This is a genomic window from Actinomadura sp. NPDC048955, assembly GCF_040649435.1.
GTDB lineage: Bacteria > Actinomycetota > Actinomycetes > Streptosporangiales > Streptosporangiaceae > Spirillospora > Spirillospora luteofluorescens.
In genome coordinates this window covers 29,080-44,285 of record NZ_JBEZJI010000072.1, presented here as the reverse complement: position 1 = coordinate 44,285, position 15,206 = coordinate 29,080, and the positions used below count along the sequence as shown (strand labels likewise).

Annotated in this window: 13 protein-coding genes; 6 read left to right on the top strand and 7 right to left on the bottom strand. The window is 74.8% G+C overall.

Annotated elements, in window-relative coordinates; all coding sequences use genetic code 11:
• Nucleotides 1–254 precede the first annotated feature (254 nt).
• Nucleotides 255–1,118 (top strand): serine protease, encoded by an 864-nt coding sequence (locus AB0C84_RS39885; protein WP_361076456.1) that lies wholly within the window; start codon nt 255–257, stop codon nt 1,116–1,118.
• 27 nt (nt 1,119–1,145) lie between these two features.
• Here the strand turns inward: AB0C84_RS39885 and AB0C84_RS39880 are convergent, their stop codons facing one another.
• Nucleotides 1,146–1,934, bottom strand: coding sequence for a SigB/SigF/SigG family RNA polymerase sigma factor (locus AB0C84_RS39880; RefSeq protein ID WP_361076453.1), 789 nt, complete (start codon nt 1,932–1,934; stop codon nt 1,146–1,148).
• A 219-nt stretch (nt 1,935–2,153) separates the two neighbouring features.
• Between AB0C84_RS39880 and AB0C84_RS39875 the strand changes: the two genes are divergently transcribed.
• Both AB0C84_RS39875 and crcB read left to right on the top strand, forming a co-directional pair.
• Entirely contained in the window at nt 2,154–2,669 is a 516-nt protein-coding gene (locus AB0C84_RS39875) for a CrcB family protein (RefSeq protein WP_361076450.1), read from the top strand.
• Complete coding sequence (crcB, locus tag AB0C84_RS39870) at nt 2,666–3,028, top strand: fluoride efflux transporter CrcB (protein WP_258942295.1); 363 nt, start codon at nt 2,666–2,668, stop codon at nt 3,026–3,028. Before AB0C84_RS39875 ends, crcB begins: the two co-directional genes overlap by 4 nt.
• 206 nt (nt 3,029–3,234) lie before the next feature.
• Here crcB and AB0C84_RS39865 read toward each other — a convergent pair whose 3' ends face one another.
• The 3 genes from AB0C84_RS39865 to AB0C84_RS39855 all read right to left on the bottom strand — a co-directional run bounded on the left by AB0C84_RS39865 (nt 3,235) and on the right by AB0C84_RS39855 (nt 6,645).
• Complete coding sequence (locus tag AB0C84_RS39865) at nt 3,235–3,912, bottom strand: SDR family oxidoreductase (protein ID WP_258942296.1); 678 nt, start codon at nt 3,910–3,912, stop codon at nt 3,235–3,237.
• A 53-nt stretch (nt 3,913–3,965) separates the two neighbouring features.
• Complete coding sequence (locus tag AB0C84_RS39860) at nt 3,966–4,973, bottom strand: glycosyltransferase family 9 protein (RefSeq protein WP_361076447.1); 1,008 nt, start codon at nt 4,971–4,973, stop codon at nt 3,966–3,968.
• Nucleotides 4,974–5,205: 232 nt separating this feature from the next.
• A complete protein-coding gene (locus AB0C84_RS39855; protein ID WP_361076444.1) occupies nt 5,206–6,645 on the bottom strand; it encodes an MFS transporter in 1,440 nt (479 codons plus the stop codon).
• A 108-nt stretch (nt 6,646–6,753) separates the two neighbouring features.
• Between AB0C84_RS39855 and AB0C84_RS39850 the strand changes: the two genes are divergently transcribed.
• Nucleotides 6,754–7,620, top strand: a complete 867-nt coding sequence (locus AB0C84_RS39850; RefSeq protein WP_179848807.1) for a helix-turn-helix transcriptional regulator — start codon at nt 6,754–6,756, stop codon at nt 7,618–7,620.
• Between the two features lie 28 nt (nt 7,621–7,648).
• On the opposite strand, the gene AB0C84_RS39845 is transcribed toward AB0C84_RS39850, so the two are convergent.
• Genes AB0C84_RS39845 through mgrA form a run of 3 tightly spaced genes read right to left on the bottom strand, consistent with a single transcriptional unit; the run spans nt 7,649 to nt 9,580 of the window.
• Nucleotides 7,649–8,038, bottom strand: a complete 390-nt coding sequence (locus AB0C84_RS39845) for a DUF6343 family protein (protein WP_361076440.1) — start codon at nt 8,036–8,038, stop codon at nt 7,649–7,651.
• Nucleotides 8,039–8,041: 3 nt separating this feature from the next.
• Nucleotides 8,042–8,494 (bottom strand): YbhB/YbcL family Raf kinase inhibitor-like protein, encoded by a 453-nt coding sequence (locus AB0C84_RS39840; protein ID WP_179848808.1) that lies wholly within the window; start codon nt 8,492–8,494, stop codon nt 8,042–8,044.
• 60 nt (nt 8,495–8,554) lie between these two features.
• Entirely contained in the window at nt 8,555–9,580 is a 1,026-nt protein-coding gene (gene mgrA, locus AB0C84_RS39835) for an L-glyceraldehyde 3-phosphate reductase (RefSeq protein WP_338743178.1), read from the bottom strand.
• A 158-nt stretch (nt 9,581–9,738) separates the two neighbouring features.
• Between mgrA and AB0C84_RS39830 the strand changes: the two genes are divergently transcribed.
• Together AB0C84_RS39830 and paaZ are read left to right on the top strand one after the other, a co-directional pair.
• Nucleotides 9,739–12,954 carry a hypothetical protein gene (locus AB0C84_RS39830; RefSeq protein WP_361076436.1) on the top strand — a complete coding sequence of 1,072 codons (3,216 nt, stop codon included), beginning with the start codon at nt 9,739–9,741 and terminating at the stop codon, nt 12,952–12,954.
• A gap of 120 nt (nt 12,955–13,074) precedes the next feature.
• Nucleotides 13,075–15,132, top strand: coding sequence for a phenylacetic acid degradation bifunctional protein PaaZ (paaZ, locus tag AB0C84_RS39825; RefSeq protein ID WP_361076433.1), 2,058 nt, complete (start codon nt 13,075–13,077; stop codon nt 15,130–15,132).
• The last annotated feature ends 74 nt before the right edge of the window (nt 15,133–15,206 follow it).

The following is a 15,206-nucleotide window of genomic DNA, read 5'->3' as shown; positions in this document are numbered from 1 at the left end:
GAACTCCGCCAGAACTGGAACGAAGACAAACGCTGGCACCCCACCTGGAACGACGACCAGCGCCAACAGGGCTACGCAGGCTGGAAGAAAGCCGTCGAGCGCACGTACGGCTGGGTGGAGGTCGACTGAGAAAGGTGCCTCGCGGGGAAGGGCGGCGGTGCTTCTCCGCGGGAATCAAATGATCTAGCATCCGCCGAGACAGCGTCGTCCCGGCCGGGGCGGTTCCCGCCGCCGGCCCGCCCGAGAGGATCCGCATGCCCAGCCGCATCGCCGCAGCCGCCCTCACCGCCGCCGGGACGCTCGCCCTCGCGGGCGCCGCGGCGTTCACCGCCGGTACCGCGCAGGCCGCGCCCGCGCGGCCCGAGGCGCCGCCCGCCCAGCGGGCCGCGGTCGACTTCACCGGCACCGTCGCGCTGAGCAACTGCTCGGGCTCCCTCGTGCGCGGGCCCCGGTCGCGCGACACCGACGCCGCGCTGGTGCTGACCAACGGCCACTGCCTGGAATCCGGCATGCCGGAGGCCGGCGAGGTGATCGTGGACCAGAGGTCGTCCCGGACGTTCACGCTCCTCGACCGGACGGGCGGCCGGAACCTCGGCACCCTCCAGGCCACCAGGGTCGAGTACGCCACGATGAGCGACACCGATGTGACGGTGTACCGGCTCAACACGTCGTACGCGGCGATCCAGAAGCGCTACGGGATCCCCGCGCTGCGCCTGTCGACGGCCAGGCCGCACGACGGGACGCCGATCCGGGTCGTGTCCGGCTACTGGCGCAAGATCTACGGCTGCGACATCGACGCGACCGTCTACCGGCTGCGCGAGGCGGACTGGACGTGGAAGGACTCCATCCGCTACAAGCCGGAATGCCAGACCATCCACGGGACGTCCGGGTCGCCGGTCATCGACGCCCGGACGCGCCAGGTCGTCGGCATCAACAACACCGGCAACGACGACGGGGAGCGCTGTACGCTCAACAACCCCTGCGAGATCGACCGAGCCGGGAAGGTCACCGTCCGGCGGGGCATCCACTACGGGCAGCAGACGTACCTGCTCGCCCGTTGCCTGGGCCCGGGCAGCGACGTCGTACTGAGCAAGGCCTGCGCGCTGCCCAGGCCCTGACGGGCCGGGCGGGCGGTCACCGTTCGGTCACCGCTCGGTCAGCAGTCCGGAGCGCAGCCGGTCGAGGGTCGCCCGGATCAGCCGGGAGACATGCATCTGGGACAGGCCGATCTGCTCGGCGATCTGCGTCTGCGTTCTGTTGCCGAAGAACCGCAGCAGCAGGATCGTGCGCTCGCGTTCGGGCAGGTCGTCGATCAGGGGCCTGAGGGCGTGGCCGTCGATGAAGGCCTCCAGCGCCGGGTCCTCCGAGCCGAGGTACTCGCCGACGGTGCCGGCCTCGCCGTCCGGGGTCCCGTCGGCCGGCGCCTCCAGCGACAGCGGGCGGTAGGCGTCGCAGGCGATGATGACCTCGACCGTCTCGTCCTCGGTGATGCCCATGAGCACGGCGGTCTCCGCGGTGGTGGGGGAGCGGCCGTGCTCGCGGGTGTAGTCCTGGACCGTGCTGTGCAGGATCGGCCGCAGCTCCTGGATGCGGCGCGACACCCGGACGCCCCACGTCTTGTCGCGGAAGTGCCGCTTCACCTCGCCGGTGACCACCGGGTAGGCGTAGGTGACGAACCGGTCCCCGACCGCGGGATCGAACCGGTTGATGGCTTTGACGAGGCCCAGGTAGGCGACCTGCTGCAGGTCGTCCTGCGGTTCCCCCCGGTTGGCGTAGCGGCGCGCCACGCTGCGGACCAGGGGCCTGTGCAGATCGACGATGCGCTCGCGCAACCGTTCCCGCCGCGGGTCGGTCACCTGGAGCCGGTTCATTTCCTTGAGAAGCGTCTCGGTCTGTCCGTCGTCGAACCGGCCGGTGGACTCCGCCCACGGCATACGCGCTCCCTTCCAGCGAGGCTGGTGGGGGTAGGAGGATCTTCGGTGCCGTCCCACTACCCGGAGAATTTCCGCTCACACGGTGCCGGTAGGCTCGAAGCGCCCCGGAAACGGGAAACGGCGGTGGGGCCCGCCGTGCCTGGACGGCGAACCGCGGAAGCTTCCGCCAACGGTCCCTACCGGTGAGTGCGTCGTGGCTACTGGTAGGAGTGAGCGCCCGTGACCGGCCGTCCCGTAGATCCCGATATCGACCTGCATGTTCCGAGGCAGCGGTCCGAGCTGCGCGAAGGGCCGTGGGGGGTCCTGGCGGCGATCGCGGCCGGCGGGGCACTGGGGGCGCTGGCGCGGCACGGGCTCGGCAGCGTGTTCCCGCACCGGCCGGGGGAGTTCACTTGGGCCGTCTTCTGGGTGAACGTCTCGGGGTGCCTCCTGATCGGAGTGCTGATGGTCCTCGTCACCGAGACGTGGACGGCGCACCGGCTCGTGCGGCCGTTCCTCGGGGTGGGGGTGCTCGGCGGCTTCACCACGTTCTCGACCTATGTCGTTGACGCCCAGGAGCTGGTAAACCACGGGGCGCCGCTCGTCGGGCTGGCCTACCTCGCCGGGACGCTCGCGTCGGCGCTCGCGGCCGTCTACACGGGCGTCCGGGTGACCCGGCTGCTGGCCCGCCCGCGCCGCGGGGAGGCGGCCCCGCGGATCCGGTGCGGCGAGCGGAGCGAGGCGAGCGGCGAGTGACCATCGTGCTGATCGTGCTGGGCGCCGCGCTCGGCGCTCCGCTGCGCTACCTCACCGACCGTGCCGTCCAGGCCCGGCATGACTCGGTGTTCCCGTGGGGGACGTTCACCGTCAACGTCTCAGGGTCGTTCATCCTGGGGCTGCTGGCGGCGCTTCCCGCGCACGAGGGCGTGATGGCCTTCGCCGGGACGGGCTTCTGCGGTGCTCTGAGCACGTACTCCACGTTCGGCTACGAGACCCTGCGCCTTGCCGAGGACGGGACCCGCTTCTACGCCGTGGCCAACGCGGCGGCGAGCATCGTCGCGGGGCTCGGCGCGGCCTACTGCGGGATGGCGATCGCCCAGGCCGTCACCGGCTGAGAAACCTGGCGCGGCCCATGCTCGCAGCTCGGGGCACTTGGCTCCGAGCTCGCGAGTGGGCCGCGAGGAGACTCTGCCCAAGAGGGCTTCTCGGTAAACCGGCGGGTGTTTGGACTGTCACCGTGTGGGCACGGCCTCCTTCCGCCCCGGGCAGGCCGCCCGGGCGGAGGCGATCCCGGCCCGCCCGCCGCGCCGGCGGGAGGCCGTCACGGCCACGACGGCTCCTCGGAGGGGCACACGACCAGCTCGCGCACCTCGCAGCCGGACGGCTGGGCCAGGGCGAACGCGATGGTGGCGGCCACGTCCTCGGGACGGCTCAGCCTGGTCTCCGGGCCGGGCTTGTACTTGTCGGCGCGGTCGTCGAAGAACGCGGTGTCCATCCCGCCGGGCACGACCAGGGTGACCGCGACCTTCCCTGCGGTCTCCGCGGCGAGCGCCCGCGTGAAGCCGACGACGCCGGACGTGGACGCGCAGTAGGCGGTCGCGTCGCCCGCGGCGCGCAACCCCAGGGTGGAGGCGACGGTGACGATCCGCCCGTGCGGCTCGTTCTCCAGGTAGGGCAGCGCGGCGCGCGCGACGGCGGCGGTGCCGAGCAGGTTCACCTGGACGACCCGCTCCCAGTCCTCGGCGGGGACCTCGCACAGCGCCCCCCGGGCGTCGATCCCGGCGGCGGTGACCACGGCGTTGAGCCCGCCCGCGGCGCGCGCCAGGCAGTGCACGGCGCGCTCGGCGCACCGGCGGTCGGCGAGGTCGGCCTGCATGTGCTCGAAGTCCTGCTTCGGAGGGTGCCGGTCGAGGATGAGAGGCCGCCCGCCGTCGTCGGCGACCTTGCGCGCGACGGCCGCGCCGAGTCCGGAAGCGCCGCCGGTGATGAGGACGTTCATGACGCGTCTCCTTTCGTGGTCGACAGCAGGCGCGGGGTGGAGCGCCTCGGCTCTCATCGGGGGCCCGCCTCGTCGGAGGCCACGATCTCCACCGCGGCGGCGACCTCGTCGGGGCCGACCGACGACAGGCAGGGGTGGCCGTCCACCGGGCATTCGCGGGCGCGGCTGTCCTTGCACGGCGCCTGCTGGTCGCCGAGCAGCGCGAGCGGGACCCCGAAGGGCGCCCACCGGGCGGCCGGGACGGTCGGGGCGAACAGCGACACGACCGGCGTCCCGACGGCCGCCGCGAGATGCGCGGGGCCGGTGTTGGCGGCGACGACGGCGCAGGCGCTCCGCAGCACCGACGCCAGCTCGGGCAGGCTGGTGCGCCCGCCGAGGTCCAGGCCGTCCTCCCCGGCGACCCGGGCCGTCAGCTCCTTCTCGTCCGCGTGGCCGGTGACGACCACCCGGCGCCCCGCCGCGGCGAGCAGCCGCACCGCCTCGGCGCAGTGCCCGGGCGGCCAGGCGCGCGCGGGCACCGACGTCCCCGGATGCACCACCACGTAGCCGGGCCCGCCGGTGAGGTGGTCGATGTCGGGCAGCGGGCCGCGGACGGCCAGGCGGGTGTCGGCCGGAGCCGCGAACCCGGCGTCCTCCACCAGGGCGAGCATGCGCAGCGGTTCGGGCAGGCCGGGATCGGGCCGGTGCCGCAGGTCCAGCAGCGACCCCGGGTCGTCCTCGCTGATGCCGCCGATCCAGGGCGTCCCGGCGAGGCGCAGCAGCAGCGCGAGCGGGAGCGGCGACTGGTGCGGCGAGGTCAGGATCAGCGCCCGGTCGAACCCTCGCAGCTCCCGGACGAGGCGGTCGACGTCGGCCTGCTCGACGGGCACGTGGTCCGGGTCGACCCAGGGGGCGCGCCACTCGACGACCCGGTCGACGCCGGGCAGCATGGCGGCCGCGGCGCGCCCGCGCGGCCCGCACAGCAGCACGACCTCGCCGGCGCGCTCGGCGACCGCCCGCACGGCGGGCCCGGCGAGCAGGACGTCGCCCATGTCGTCCTGTCGTGCCACGAGCACCCGCATGAGCCCCCCGTTCCGGTGCTTCGTTCGGCGAGGCGGGGGAGTGCCTTCGTCCCGGGCGCCCGGCTCCGGACGGCCGGGACGGAAGAAATCCCCTATACGTAATTCCGGACATAGCCGGGAACCGCGCCGTTAAACGCCGGTGCCAGAAGAGCCGCAGGTAAGACGAGTGACGGGTGATGCGGCATCCGCCCGCCCCGAGGGGAAGACGGGCCCACCGTCCGGTTCGTGCGGTTCATCGGCGAGCGGGGGCCCGGTCACGGGTGAGGGAGAGCGCGCACAGGGCGCCGAACAGCACCGTGCCGGCGAGCGCCCACCCGGTGCCGTACTCGGCGTGCCGGGTCGACCCGCCGGACTCGGCCAGCGTGAGGAACAGCGTGCCGACGGTGGCGATGCCGATCACCTGCGCGAGCTGCATCAGCGTGAGCAGCAGCCCGCTGGCGTCGGCCGCGTCGCCCGGCGGGACGTGCCGCAGCGCGGTCGTCATGACGATCGGCATCACCCCGAGCCCGAACCCGATGACCACGGTGAGCGCCTCGTAGGCGAGGCCGCCTCCGGCGAGGGGCCCGACGAAGAGGTAGCCCGCCCCCGCCAGGGCGAACCCGGCCGGGACGGCGCGCCGGTGCCAGCGGGCCGGCAGCCGCTGCCAGTTCAGCCCGACCAGCCCGAACGCGGTGACGCACGGCACGAACGCCAGCCCCGACTCCAGCGGGGACATCCGCAGGTCGCCCTGCAGGTGCAGGGTCGTGGTGAACAGGAACGTCCCCCAGCTCGCCGGCGCGATCACGATCGCCACGCAGGCCGGGGCCAGCAGCGGGGCGCGCAGCACCCGCGCCGAGATCAGCGGCCGTCCGCCGGCCGCCGCCGCGCGCCGCTCCACGGCGGCGAACGCGGCCGCGAACGCGGCGCTGGCGGCCAGCGCGGCCCAGCCCCACAGCGGCCAGCCCAGCTCGTGCCCCATGATCAGCGGGACGACGAGCAGCAGCACCGCGGGGGCCAGCGTGAGCAGCCCCGGCAGGTCCAGCTCGGTTCGCAGCGGCCGCGTCCGCGGCGCGGCCTCGTCGCGGGGCAGCACGCGCGGCCCGGCGAGCAGCAGCGCCGCGCCGATCGGCACGTTGACGAGGAAGACCGTCCGCCAGCCGGCGCCGAACAGGTCCGTGCCGACCAGCAGGCCCCCGGCCGCCTGCCCCACGACGGTGCCGCCCGCGATGACGGCCGAGTAGAAGCCGAGCGCCCGCGCCCTGGCCGCCCCGGCGAAGTCCCGCTGGATCATCGACATCACCTGCGGCGTCAGCATCGCCGCGCCCGCCCCCTGCAGGAAGCGGAACAGCACCAGCGTCCCGGTGGAGGGCGCCAGCCCGCACGCCAGGGACGCCGCGGTGAACGACGCGAGGCCGAGGTGGTACAGGCGGCGGTGGCCCGCGACGCCGCCGAGGCGCGCGCCCGTGATCAGCAGCACCGCGTAGGAGATGACGTAGCCCGCCACGATGAGCTGGAGCCCCGCGCCCGAGGCGTGCAGGTCCGCGCGCATCGTCGGGAGGGCCACGTTGACGATGTTCACGTCGAGGATGGCCATGAACTGGCCGAGCAGGATGACCGCGAGCACGGCCCCGCTGGATCCGTTCCGCGACCCCCGTTCGGGAATGGTCCCGCGCAGATCGGTTGTCTGAGTCATGAGGGAGATCGTGGGGGCGGCCCGGTACCGGTAACGAGAGCCTGCCGATACTGGTACTGACAGCACCTGGAAGACGGCGCCGGGCTGGGCCAGTCTGGGGGAGTGACGATGACGAGTGCGCCCGCGGCGCCGCGCCGCCGCACGGAGCTGGCGGCGTTCCTGCGCAGCCGGCGCGAGCGGATCGGCCCCGAGGACGTGGGGATGCCGCCCGGCCTGCGGCGCCGCACGCCGGGCCTGCGCCGCGAGGAGGTCGCCCAGCTCGCCGGGGTCGGCGTCACCTGGTACACGTGGCTGGAGCAGGGCCGCCCGATCAACGCCAGCACCCAGGTGCTGGACGCGGTGGCGCGCACCCTGCGGCTGGACGGCGCCGAGCGCGAGCACCTCTACCGGCTGGCCGACGTCCCCGACGCGGCGGTCGAGGAGGAGGCCGAAAGCCTGCCCGAGGACGTCCAGGGCATCCTGGACGCGCTCGTGCCGCTGCCCGCCGCCGTGGTCACGGCCCGCTCCGACATCCTGGCCTGGAACGCCGCCTACGCGGCGATCTTCCCGCACCTCGTGAACGCGCGGCCGTGCGAGCGCAACACGCTGTGGAAGATGTTCACGCTGCCGCCGTGCTGCAACCCGGTCGTGAACCTGGAGGAGACGGCGCCCGACCACGTCGCCGTCTTCCGGCACCGGTACAGCAGGCATCTGGACGAACCGGGCTGGAAGGACCTCGTCCGGCGCCTGCAGGCGGCCAGTCCCTTGTTCGCCCAGCTGTGGGCGTCCCACGACGTGGCGCTGCCGGGGCCGAGCGCCAAGGTCTTCCGGCACGCCGCCGTCGGCGAGATCCGCACCCGCACCACGAGCATGGACATCACCGCGTCCCCGAACGCGCGGCTCGTCGCCTACACGCCGGCCGACGAGGAGAGCCGGGACCGGATCGGCCGGCTGCTCGCCGACCCCGGGGCCGCGGCCACCGACCACCGGCACTGAGCGGCGCCCGTCATGAGCGGCACGGGGCTCAGTGCCGGGCGCGCCGCGCGATCACCACGAGGTCGACGGCGGCGATGACGGCGACCGCCGCGCAGATGCCCGCCGCGGTCCAGGGGCCGCCGCCCGACGCGTTCAGGGTGAACACGATCGCGGCGGCCACCGCGCCGACCAGCGCGACCGCGGACAGGACCGCCCGTAGCAGCAGGGGGCTGCGCGCGGTCAGCGGCTCGTCCCCGCGCGGCTGCTCGTGCGGGTAGGGCCCGTGCGACCCGGGGCCGTGCCAGCCGGGGTCCTCCCGGCCGATGTCGTGCCGGTCGGGCTCGTGCCGGCCGGGTTCGCGCCGGCCGGGTTCGCGCCGGCCGGGTTCGCGCCGGTCAGGCTCGTTCCGGTCGGGCTCGTCCGGTCCGGTGCCGCCCACGGCTCACCTGGCGTAGGTGCCGACGAGCGTCGCCGACGCGACGATCTTGTCCTCGACGGCGGTGCGCAGGTCCTCGGCGGTGAAGCCGTCGCGCAGCCCCGACGGTTCCGCCAGCCCGTACAGCCGGAAGAAGTACCGGTGCGGGTCGTCGCCCACCGGGGGCTTCGGCCCGCCGTAGCCCGCGGAGCCGTAGTCGTTGCGCCCGAGGACGGCGCCGGTCGGCCGCTCCCCGGCGTCCAGCCCGGTGGTCACCGGGTCGATGCCGGCGAGCAGCCAGTGCGCGAACGTGCCGGACGGGGCGTCGGGGTCCTCGCACGCCAGGGCCAGCTCCACCACCCGCTCGGGGACGGGCGACCACTCCAGCGGCGGCGAGAGGTCCCCGCTGTCGTGGGAGTAGTCCGACGGCATGAGCGTGTGGTCGCCGAACGCGGCGCTCCTCAGCGTCATCTCTTCCATGGGGTGCTCGTGCCCCGTGACGCCCGGTCGATGCACGCGCCGTCCCGGTCCCCGCGCTGGTCAGCCCGCGCTGGAGGCCGCCCAGATGTTGATCCCCGCCTCGACGGCGTCCCGGTCGATCGCGGCGAGCTCGTCGGGGGTGAAGTCGAGCCGGTCGAGGGCGGCGAGGTTCTCCTCCAGCTGCGCGACGCTGCTCGCGCCGATCAGCGCCGAGGTGACCCGGCCGTCCCGCAGCGACCAGGCCAGCGCCATCTGGGCGAGCGACTGCCCGCGCGATCCGGCGATCTCGTGGAGCGTGCGGACGTGCCGCAGGTTCTCCTCGGTGAGCAGGTCCGTGGACAGCGACGTGCCCCTGCTCGCCCGGGACCCCTCCGGGACGCCGTCGAGGTACTTGCCGGTCAGCATGCCCTGCGCCAGCGGCGAGAACGCGATGCAGCCGGCGCCCTCCCGGTCGAGCGTGTCGAGCAGCCCGCCCTCGATCCAGCGGTTGAGCATCGAGTAGGACGGCTGGTGGATCAGCAGCGGGGTCCCCATCTCGCGCAGGATCGCCGCCGCCTCGGCGGTGCGCTCGGGGGAGTAGGACGAGATCCCCGCGTACAGCGCCTTCCCGGACCGGACGGCCCGGTCCAGCGCCCCCATCGTCTCCTCCAGCGGCGTCTCCGGGTCGAAGCGGTGGCTGTAGAAGATGTCCACGTAGTCGACGCCCATCCGGCGCAGCGACTGGTCCAGGCTCGCGAGCAGGTACTTGCGCGATCCCCACTCGCCGTACGGGCCCGGCCACATGTCGTAGCCCGCCTTGGTCGAGATGATGATCTCGTCACGGTACGGGGCAAGGTCCTCGCGCAGGATCCGGCCGAAGTTGATCTCCGCGGACCCGTACGGGGGGCCGTAGTTGTTGGCGAGGTCGAAGTGGGTCACGCCGAGGTCGAACGCGCGCCGCAGGATGGCCCGCTGGACGTCCAGCGGCCGGTCGTCGCCGAAGTTGTGCCACAGCCCCAGCGAGATCGCCGGCAGCCGCAGCCCGCTCCGCCCGCACCGCCGGTAGGGGATCCGCTCGTATCGCTCACTGTCTGCCACAAAGGTCATGGCCAGGAGTATTTCAGGACAAGTGACTTGCCGAGCGCGCCGCCGGTCCGCCATCATCGGCACATGATCTTCAGGAAGGGCGGTCGCCGCCCGGGCCGTTGAGCCCCGCCGAGCCGGTCTGGGAACCGGCCCTCGAAGCCCTGCCGTACCCGCGCCGCATGCGGGAGCTCGCCCTGCGGGCCCGCCGCGCCGCCGGGACCCCCGAACTCCGCGAGACCCTCGCCGACCTTTCGGCTCGCGGGCCCTGCGAACGCCGGACCGCCCTGCACATCGCCTTGGCGGCGCGCGATCTCCCGTACCTGGAACGCGTCCTCGCGGGCCCCGACATGGCGCTGCGCCGCGCCGCCCTGCGGGCCGTCCGCACGCTGCCCGTCTCCGACGACGCCGCGGCGGCGGTGCTGGACGACGCGCCCGCCGACCTGCGCCGCGCGCTCTACCGGACGCTCCACCACTCCCGTCGCGCGGTGCTCGCCGACCGGCTCCTGCCGGACGTTCGCGCCCGCTGGGGCGACCGCGAAGCCGCGGCCCTCCTGCCGGCCTGCACGAGCGAGACGGTCGCGCGGCTCCTGCCCGACCTGGAGCACGCGGTCACCGCGTGGCGCACTCTGGCCGGACGGCATCCCGGGGCCCTCCTCGCCCGCGGCCGCGACCAGGCGGCGGAATGGTCCTGGTGGAGGCGGTGCAGGGCCGGTCTCCCGGCGCTGGCCCGCCACGATCCGGCGGGGCTCCTGGAACTGCTGGAGGCCAACGGCTCCCGCCTGGCGCTGACGCAGCTGCCGAGCACCATCGTCCCGGCGCTGTTCAGAGTGGACGCGGTCAGGGCCGCCCGGGTGGTGCGGCGGGCGGGACGCCGGAACCGGTTCCCGGCCGCGTACTACGAGCACATGGGCCGCCTGCCCGTTCCGGAGCTCCGGGAGTTCGTCCCGGCCGACCCTTACTCGCTGCGCGAACTCCTCGTCAACGTCCCGCCGGGCCGCCGGGCCGAGGTCTACGACCTCGCGCGAGGCGACGGGCACCCGGGTCTGGCGGCGCTGCCGCTGCTCCCCCTCCTGCCGCCGGACCGGGCCGCGGGCGAGGCGCGCCGGATGCTCGAATGGCACGGATCGGTGTGGCACTCGGCGAGATCCCGGCTCGACGACCCCGGGATACCGCTGAGGCTCACCGCCCACCTCCCGTACGAGGAGGCGGCCGGGCCGCTGAGAGAGGCGGCGCTCGGCGGGGACCCCCGGCTGCGCGGGCTCGCCCGCACCCTCCTGGTCGAGGCGACCGCCCGCACCGGCGACGCCGCGCGCCTGCGCGATCTGGTGGCCGAACTGGCGCGACGCACGCGCAACGAACGGGATCCGCTGCGGGCGGAGCTCGTGGCCGCCCTGGCCTCCGTCCAGGTCCACCTCCTCGACGACGCGTTCGCCGAGCCCCTGGAGGAGATCGCCGCCGCCGCCGTCGGCGCGCGGGACTCCTCCCCGGCCACCCGGCGGGGGCTGCGCGATCTGGCGGACCGCGTCCTCGCCCACTCGGCGAAGCCCGCGCTCCTGCGGTGGGCGCTCGGCGCCTACGCCCTCCTCGTGGCCCGGCGGGGGACGGAGGCGCTCGACGGCCACCGCCTCGACCGCGTGCTTCCCCGCGGCCGTGAGCGCGAGCTGTTCGCCGTCCTGCGCCCCGAGCCGGATGACCACGAGGTGGTCGTCGCGCTTGCCAGGGCCCTCGGACGGCGGGCGTTCGCGCTGGCGGACCTCCAGGACCGGCTGCGGACGGCGGTCCGCGAGGCGCCCGAGCCGCTCGCCCGAGCGGCCGCGGCGCTGTGGCTGGCCGACCCGGCGCGGCGCGAGCGGCGCGCCGCGGAGCTGGCGGCCGCCGACGCCTCCGCGATCGCCCTGCCCGAGGTCTGGCGCGTCGTCGCCAGCCGCCGCACCGATCTGCTCCTGCCCGCGCTGGAGCGCGCGCGGCCGGGCCGGTTCGGGGACCCGGGCGGGATCCCGGCGATCCAGCCGCAGCACCCCGGCCGCTGGACACCGGGCCAGGTCGGGCGCGTGCGGGAACTCCTGGCCTCCGCGCCGGGACCGGTCGGCGCCAGGATCACCGCCGTCGCCTCGCTCGGACGGCTCCCCGGCGGCCTCGACGACCTCGCCGCCCGGGCCGACGGGGACGAGCCCGGCCTCGCCGAGGCCGCTCTGGAGGCGATGGCGGCCTCGGACCGCCCGGCCGAGACCCTCGCGGTGCTCCTGCGCCACGCCAGGGGACGGCGATCGGCGGTCGCGGTGGCGGCGCTGGCACGGGTGGCCGCCTCGGTCCCGCCGTCCGGCCTCGGTCCCGTCCTGGCGGAGGCCCTGACCGGCCCGGACGGCACGGTGGCCGTCCGCAAGCAGGCGGCCCGGCTCATCGAACGGGTGCGCGTCCCCGGCGCGGCGGAGGCCCTGCTGCGCGCGTGGGACGACCCCCGCCTCCACCGGGACGTCCGCGTCGCGGTCGCGGCGGCGCTCCGCCGGATGCCGGAGGACCCCCGCGCGCTCGCCGCGCTGGACGCCGCCGCCGGGCCGTACTCCTCGGAGCCGCTGCTGCGCACGCTCCTCCAGGCCAAGCCCGCGGAGTACGCGCCCGCGCACCGCCCCGCCTACGCCGCGCTGGTCCGCAGGCTCGGTGCGGCGGCGGACGGCCCCGGCGTCCGGTTCCGTGCGTCCAAGGCGTTCGCGGCCTGGGTGCGCTGGTACACCGGCGACCACGAGGCCGTCCTCGCGGCCGTCGCCGATCCCGCCGACCCTGCCGGGGACGACGAGCTGCCCGTCCTCAACGCCCTGGTGCGGGCGGGCTCGGTGGCGGAGGAGGCGCTCGAAGTGCTGTCGGCCCTGCTGGCCGCGGAGCCGGGCGAGCGCGCGCGGTCGCGGATCGCGGCCGTGGCCCATGTGATCGGCGGCCTGCCCGCCGGGCACCCGAACGCGCCGCTCGCCCGCCGCGTGGTGGGAATGCTCGCCGAGCATCCCCTCCACCTGGCCGGCGCCGTGGACGTCGCGCTCCTGTCGGCCCGCCTGAACGTCGACGACGCCTCCGCCGAGCGGATCGCCGAAGAGCTCGCGGACCTGGCCGCCCTGCTCCGCGGCCGCCCCGTCCTGGCCTCCAGGGTCGCCGACCGGCGGCTGGACCACGCGCTGGGCGGCCCGGGGAGGCGGGGGATCGGCGCCCCGGACCGGCTCCTGCCCGCCGCCCGCGCCCTCACCGGACGCGACGACGTGGCCTCGCACCTGCTCGCCGTCGGTGTCGTCCGTAGGGGCGGCCTGGCCGCCGGATGGACCGGCGAATGGCGCGACCTCCTGGACGGGCTGCGCCGGTCCCCCCACGTGGAGGTCCGCCAGGACGCATGGGGCGTCGTCGCCGCATGACCTGCGTCACAGTTCGTGGCGGCGTGCGGCGGCGGTGCGGGAGTACACAAAGGACCGGGGTCCCGACTGTCATGTCTGCGAGGGTGAAGGGGGCTGTGAAGTGGCAAGAATGGTCTGAGTATGGACAAGGAGGTCCCAGTGGTCGTGCTGCGCAGTTACGTGTCGGGTTCCTGGCGTGCCCCGGAGGACGAGGGGGCGCCGTTGCACGACGCCGTCACCGGCGAGGAGGTCGCCAGGATCTCCTCGGCGGGGGTGGACATGGGCGCCGCCCTGGAGTACGGGCGTTCGGTCGGCGGCCCGGTGCTGAGGGAGCTGACGTTCCACCAGCGCGCGGCCCTGCTGAAGGCGCTCGCGTCCCACCTGCGGGAGCACCGCGAGGAGTTGTACGCCCTGTCGGCCCGGACGGGCGCGACGCTGAACGATTCGAAGTTCGACGTGGACGGCGGCATCGGCGTCCTGTTCGCCTACGCGAGCAAGGGCAAGCGGGAGCTGCCGAACGACACTGTGCTGGTCGAGGGCGACGTCGAGCCGCTCGGCAAGGGCGGGACGTTCGTCGGGCAGCACCTGTGCACGCCGTCGCGCGGCGTCGCGGTGCAGATCAACGCGTTCAACTTCCCGGTGTGGGGTCCGCTGGAGAAGCTCGCGCCCGCGTTCCTCGCGGGGATGCCGAGCCTGATCAAGCCGGCGAGCCAGACCGCCTACCTGACCGCCCGGCTGGTCGAACTGGTCGTCGAGGCCGGGATCCTGCCCGAGGGCTCGGTGCAGATGGTCTGCGGCGAGCCGCGCGACCTGCTCGACCACCTCACCGAGCAGGACATCGTCGGGTTCACCGGGTCGGCGTCCACGGCCCGGCTGCTGCGCACCCACCCCGTCATCGTGGGGAACGCGGTGCGGTTCAACGCCGAGGCCGACTCGCTGAACTGCTCCGTCCTCGGGCCGGACGCGACGCCCGGCACGAAGGAGTTCGACCTGTACGTCCGGCAGCTCGCCACGGAGATGACCGTGAAGGCGGGCCAGAAGTGCACGGCGATCCGCCGGGCGCTCGTCCCCGCCGGGCTGATGGACGACGTCGCCGAGGCCGTCCGGGAGCGGCTCGCGAAGGTCACGGTCGGGAACCCGTCCGACCCGTCGGTGCGGATGGGCGCCCTCGCCACGCTCGACCAGCGCGAGGAGGTGCGGCGCTCGCTGAAGGCCCTCACGGACGCCGGCCGCGTCGTGTTCGGCGACCCCGAGCGGGTCGAGGTCGTGGGCGCCGACGCCGAGCGCGGCGCGTTCATCTCCCCGGTGCTGCTGCGCGCCGACGACGCAGGCCGCGCCGAGCCGCACGAGGTCGAGGCGTTCGGCCCGGTCAGCACCCTGATGCCGTACGAGGGCGCCGAGCAGGCGGTCGAGCTGGCCGCGCGCGGGCGCGGCAGCCTCGCCGGGTCGGTCGTGACCGGCGACGCGGAGTTCGCCCGGACCGTGGTGCTCGGCGCCGCGCCGTGGCACGGCCGGCTGCTCGTGCTGAACGCCGAGGACGCCAAGGAGTCGACCGGGCACGGCTCGCCGCTGCCCGCGCTCGTCCACGGCGGCCCCGGGCGCGCCGGCGGCGGGGAGGAGATGGGCGGGATCCGCGGGGTGGTGCACCACATGCGGCGCACCGCCGTCCAGGCCGGGCCCGCGATGCTCACCTCCATCACCGGGCGCTGGGTCCCCGGCACCGACCGGACCGTCACCGACGTGCACCCGTTCCGCAAGCACCTGGAGGAGCTGAGCGTCGGCGACACCGCCGTCGGCGGCCCGCGCGTCGTCACCCTCGCCGACGTGGAGCACTTCGCCGAGTTCACCGGCGACACCTTCTACGCCCACACGGACGAGGACGCCGCCAGGGCGAACCCGTTCTTCGGCGGGCGCGTCGCGCACGGCTACCTCGTCGTGTCGTTCGCGGCCGGGCTGTTCGTGGAGCCGTCGCCGGGGCCCGTCCTGGCGAACTACGGCCTGGAGAACCTCCGGTTCCTCACGCCCGTCAAGCCGGGCGACGAGCTGACCGTCACCCTCACGGCCAAGCAGATCACGCCGCGCGAGGGCGCCGACTACGGCGAGGTCCGCTGGGACACCGACGTCACGAACCAGGAGGGCGCCTCGGTCGCCAAGTACGACGTCCTGACGCTGGTGGCCAAGCGCCCGCGGCACGACTGATCTTCGGGCCTGGGGAGCCGGCCCGCCGGATGATACGCATGGAGGGAGGCGTCTGCGGGGGAGACGGTCACGTT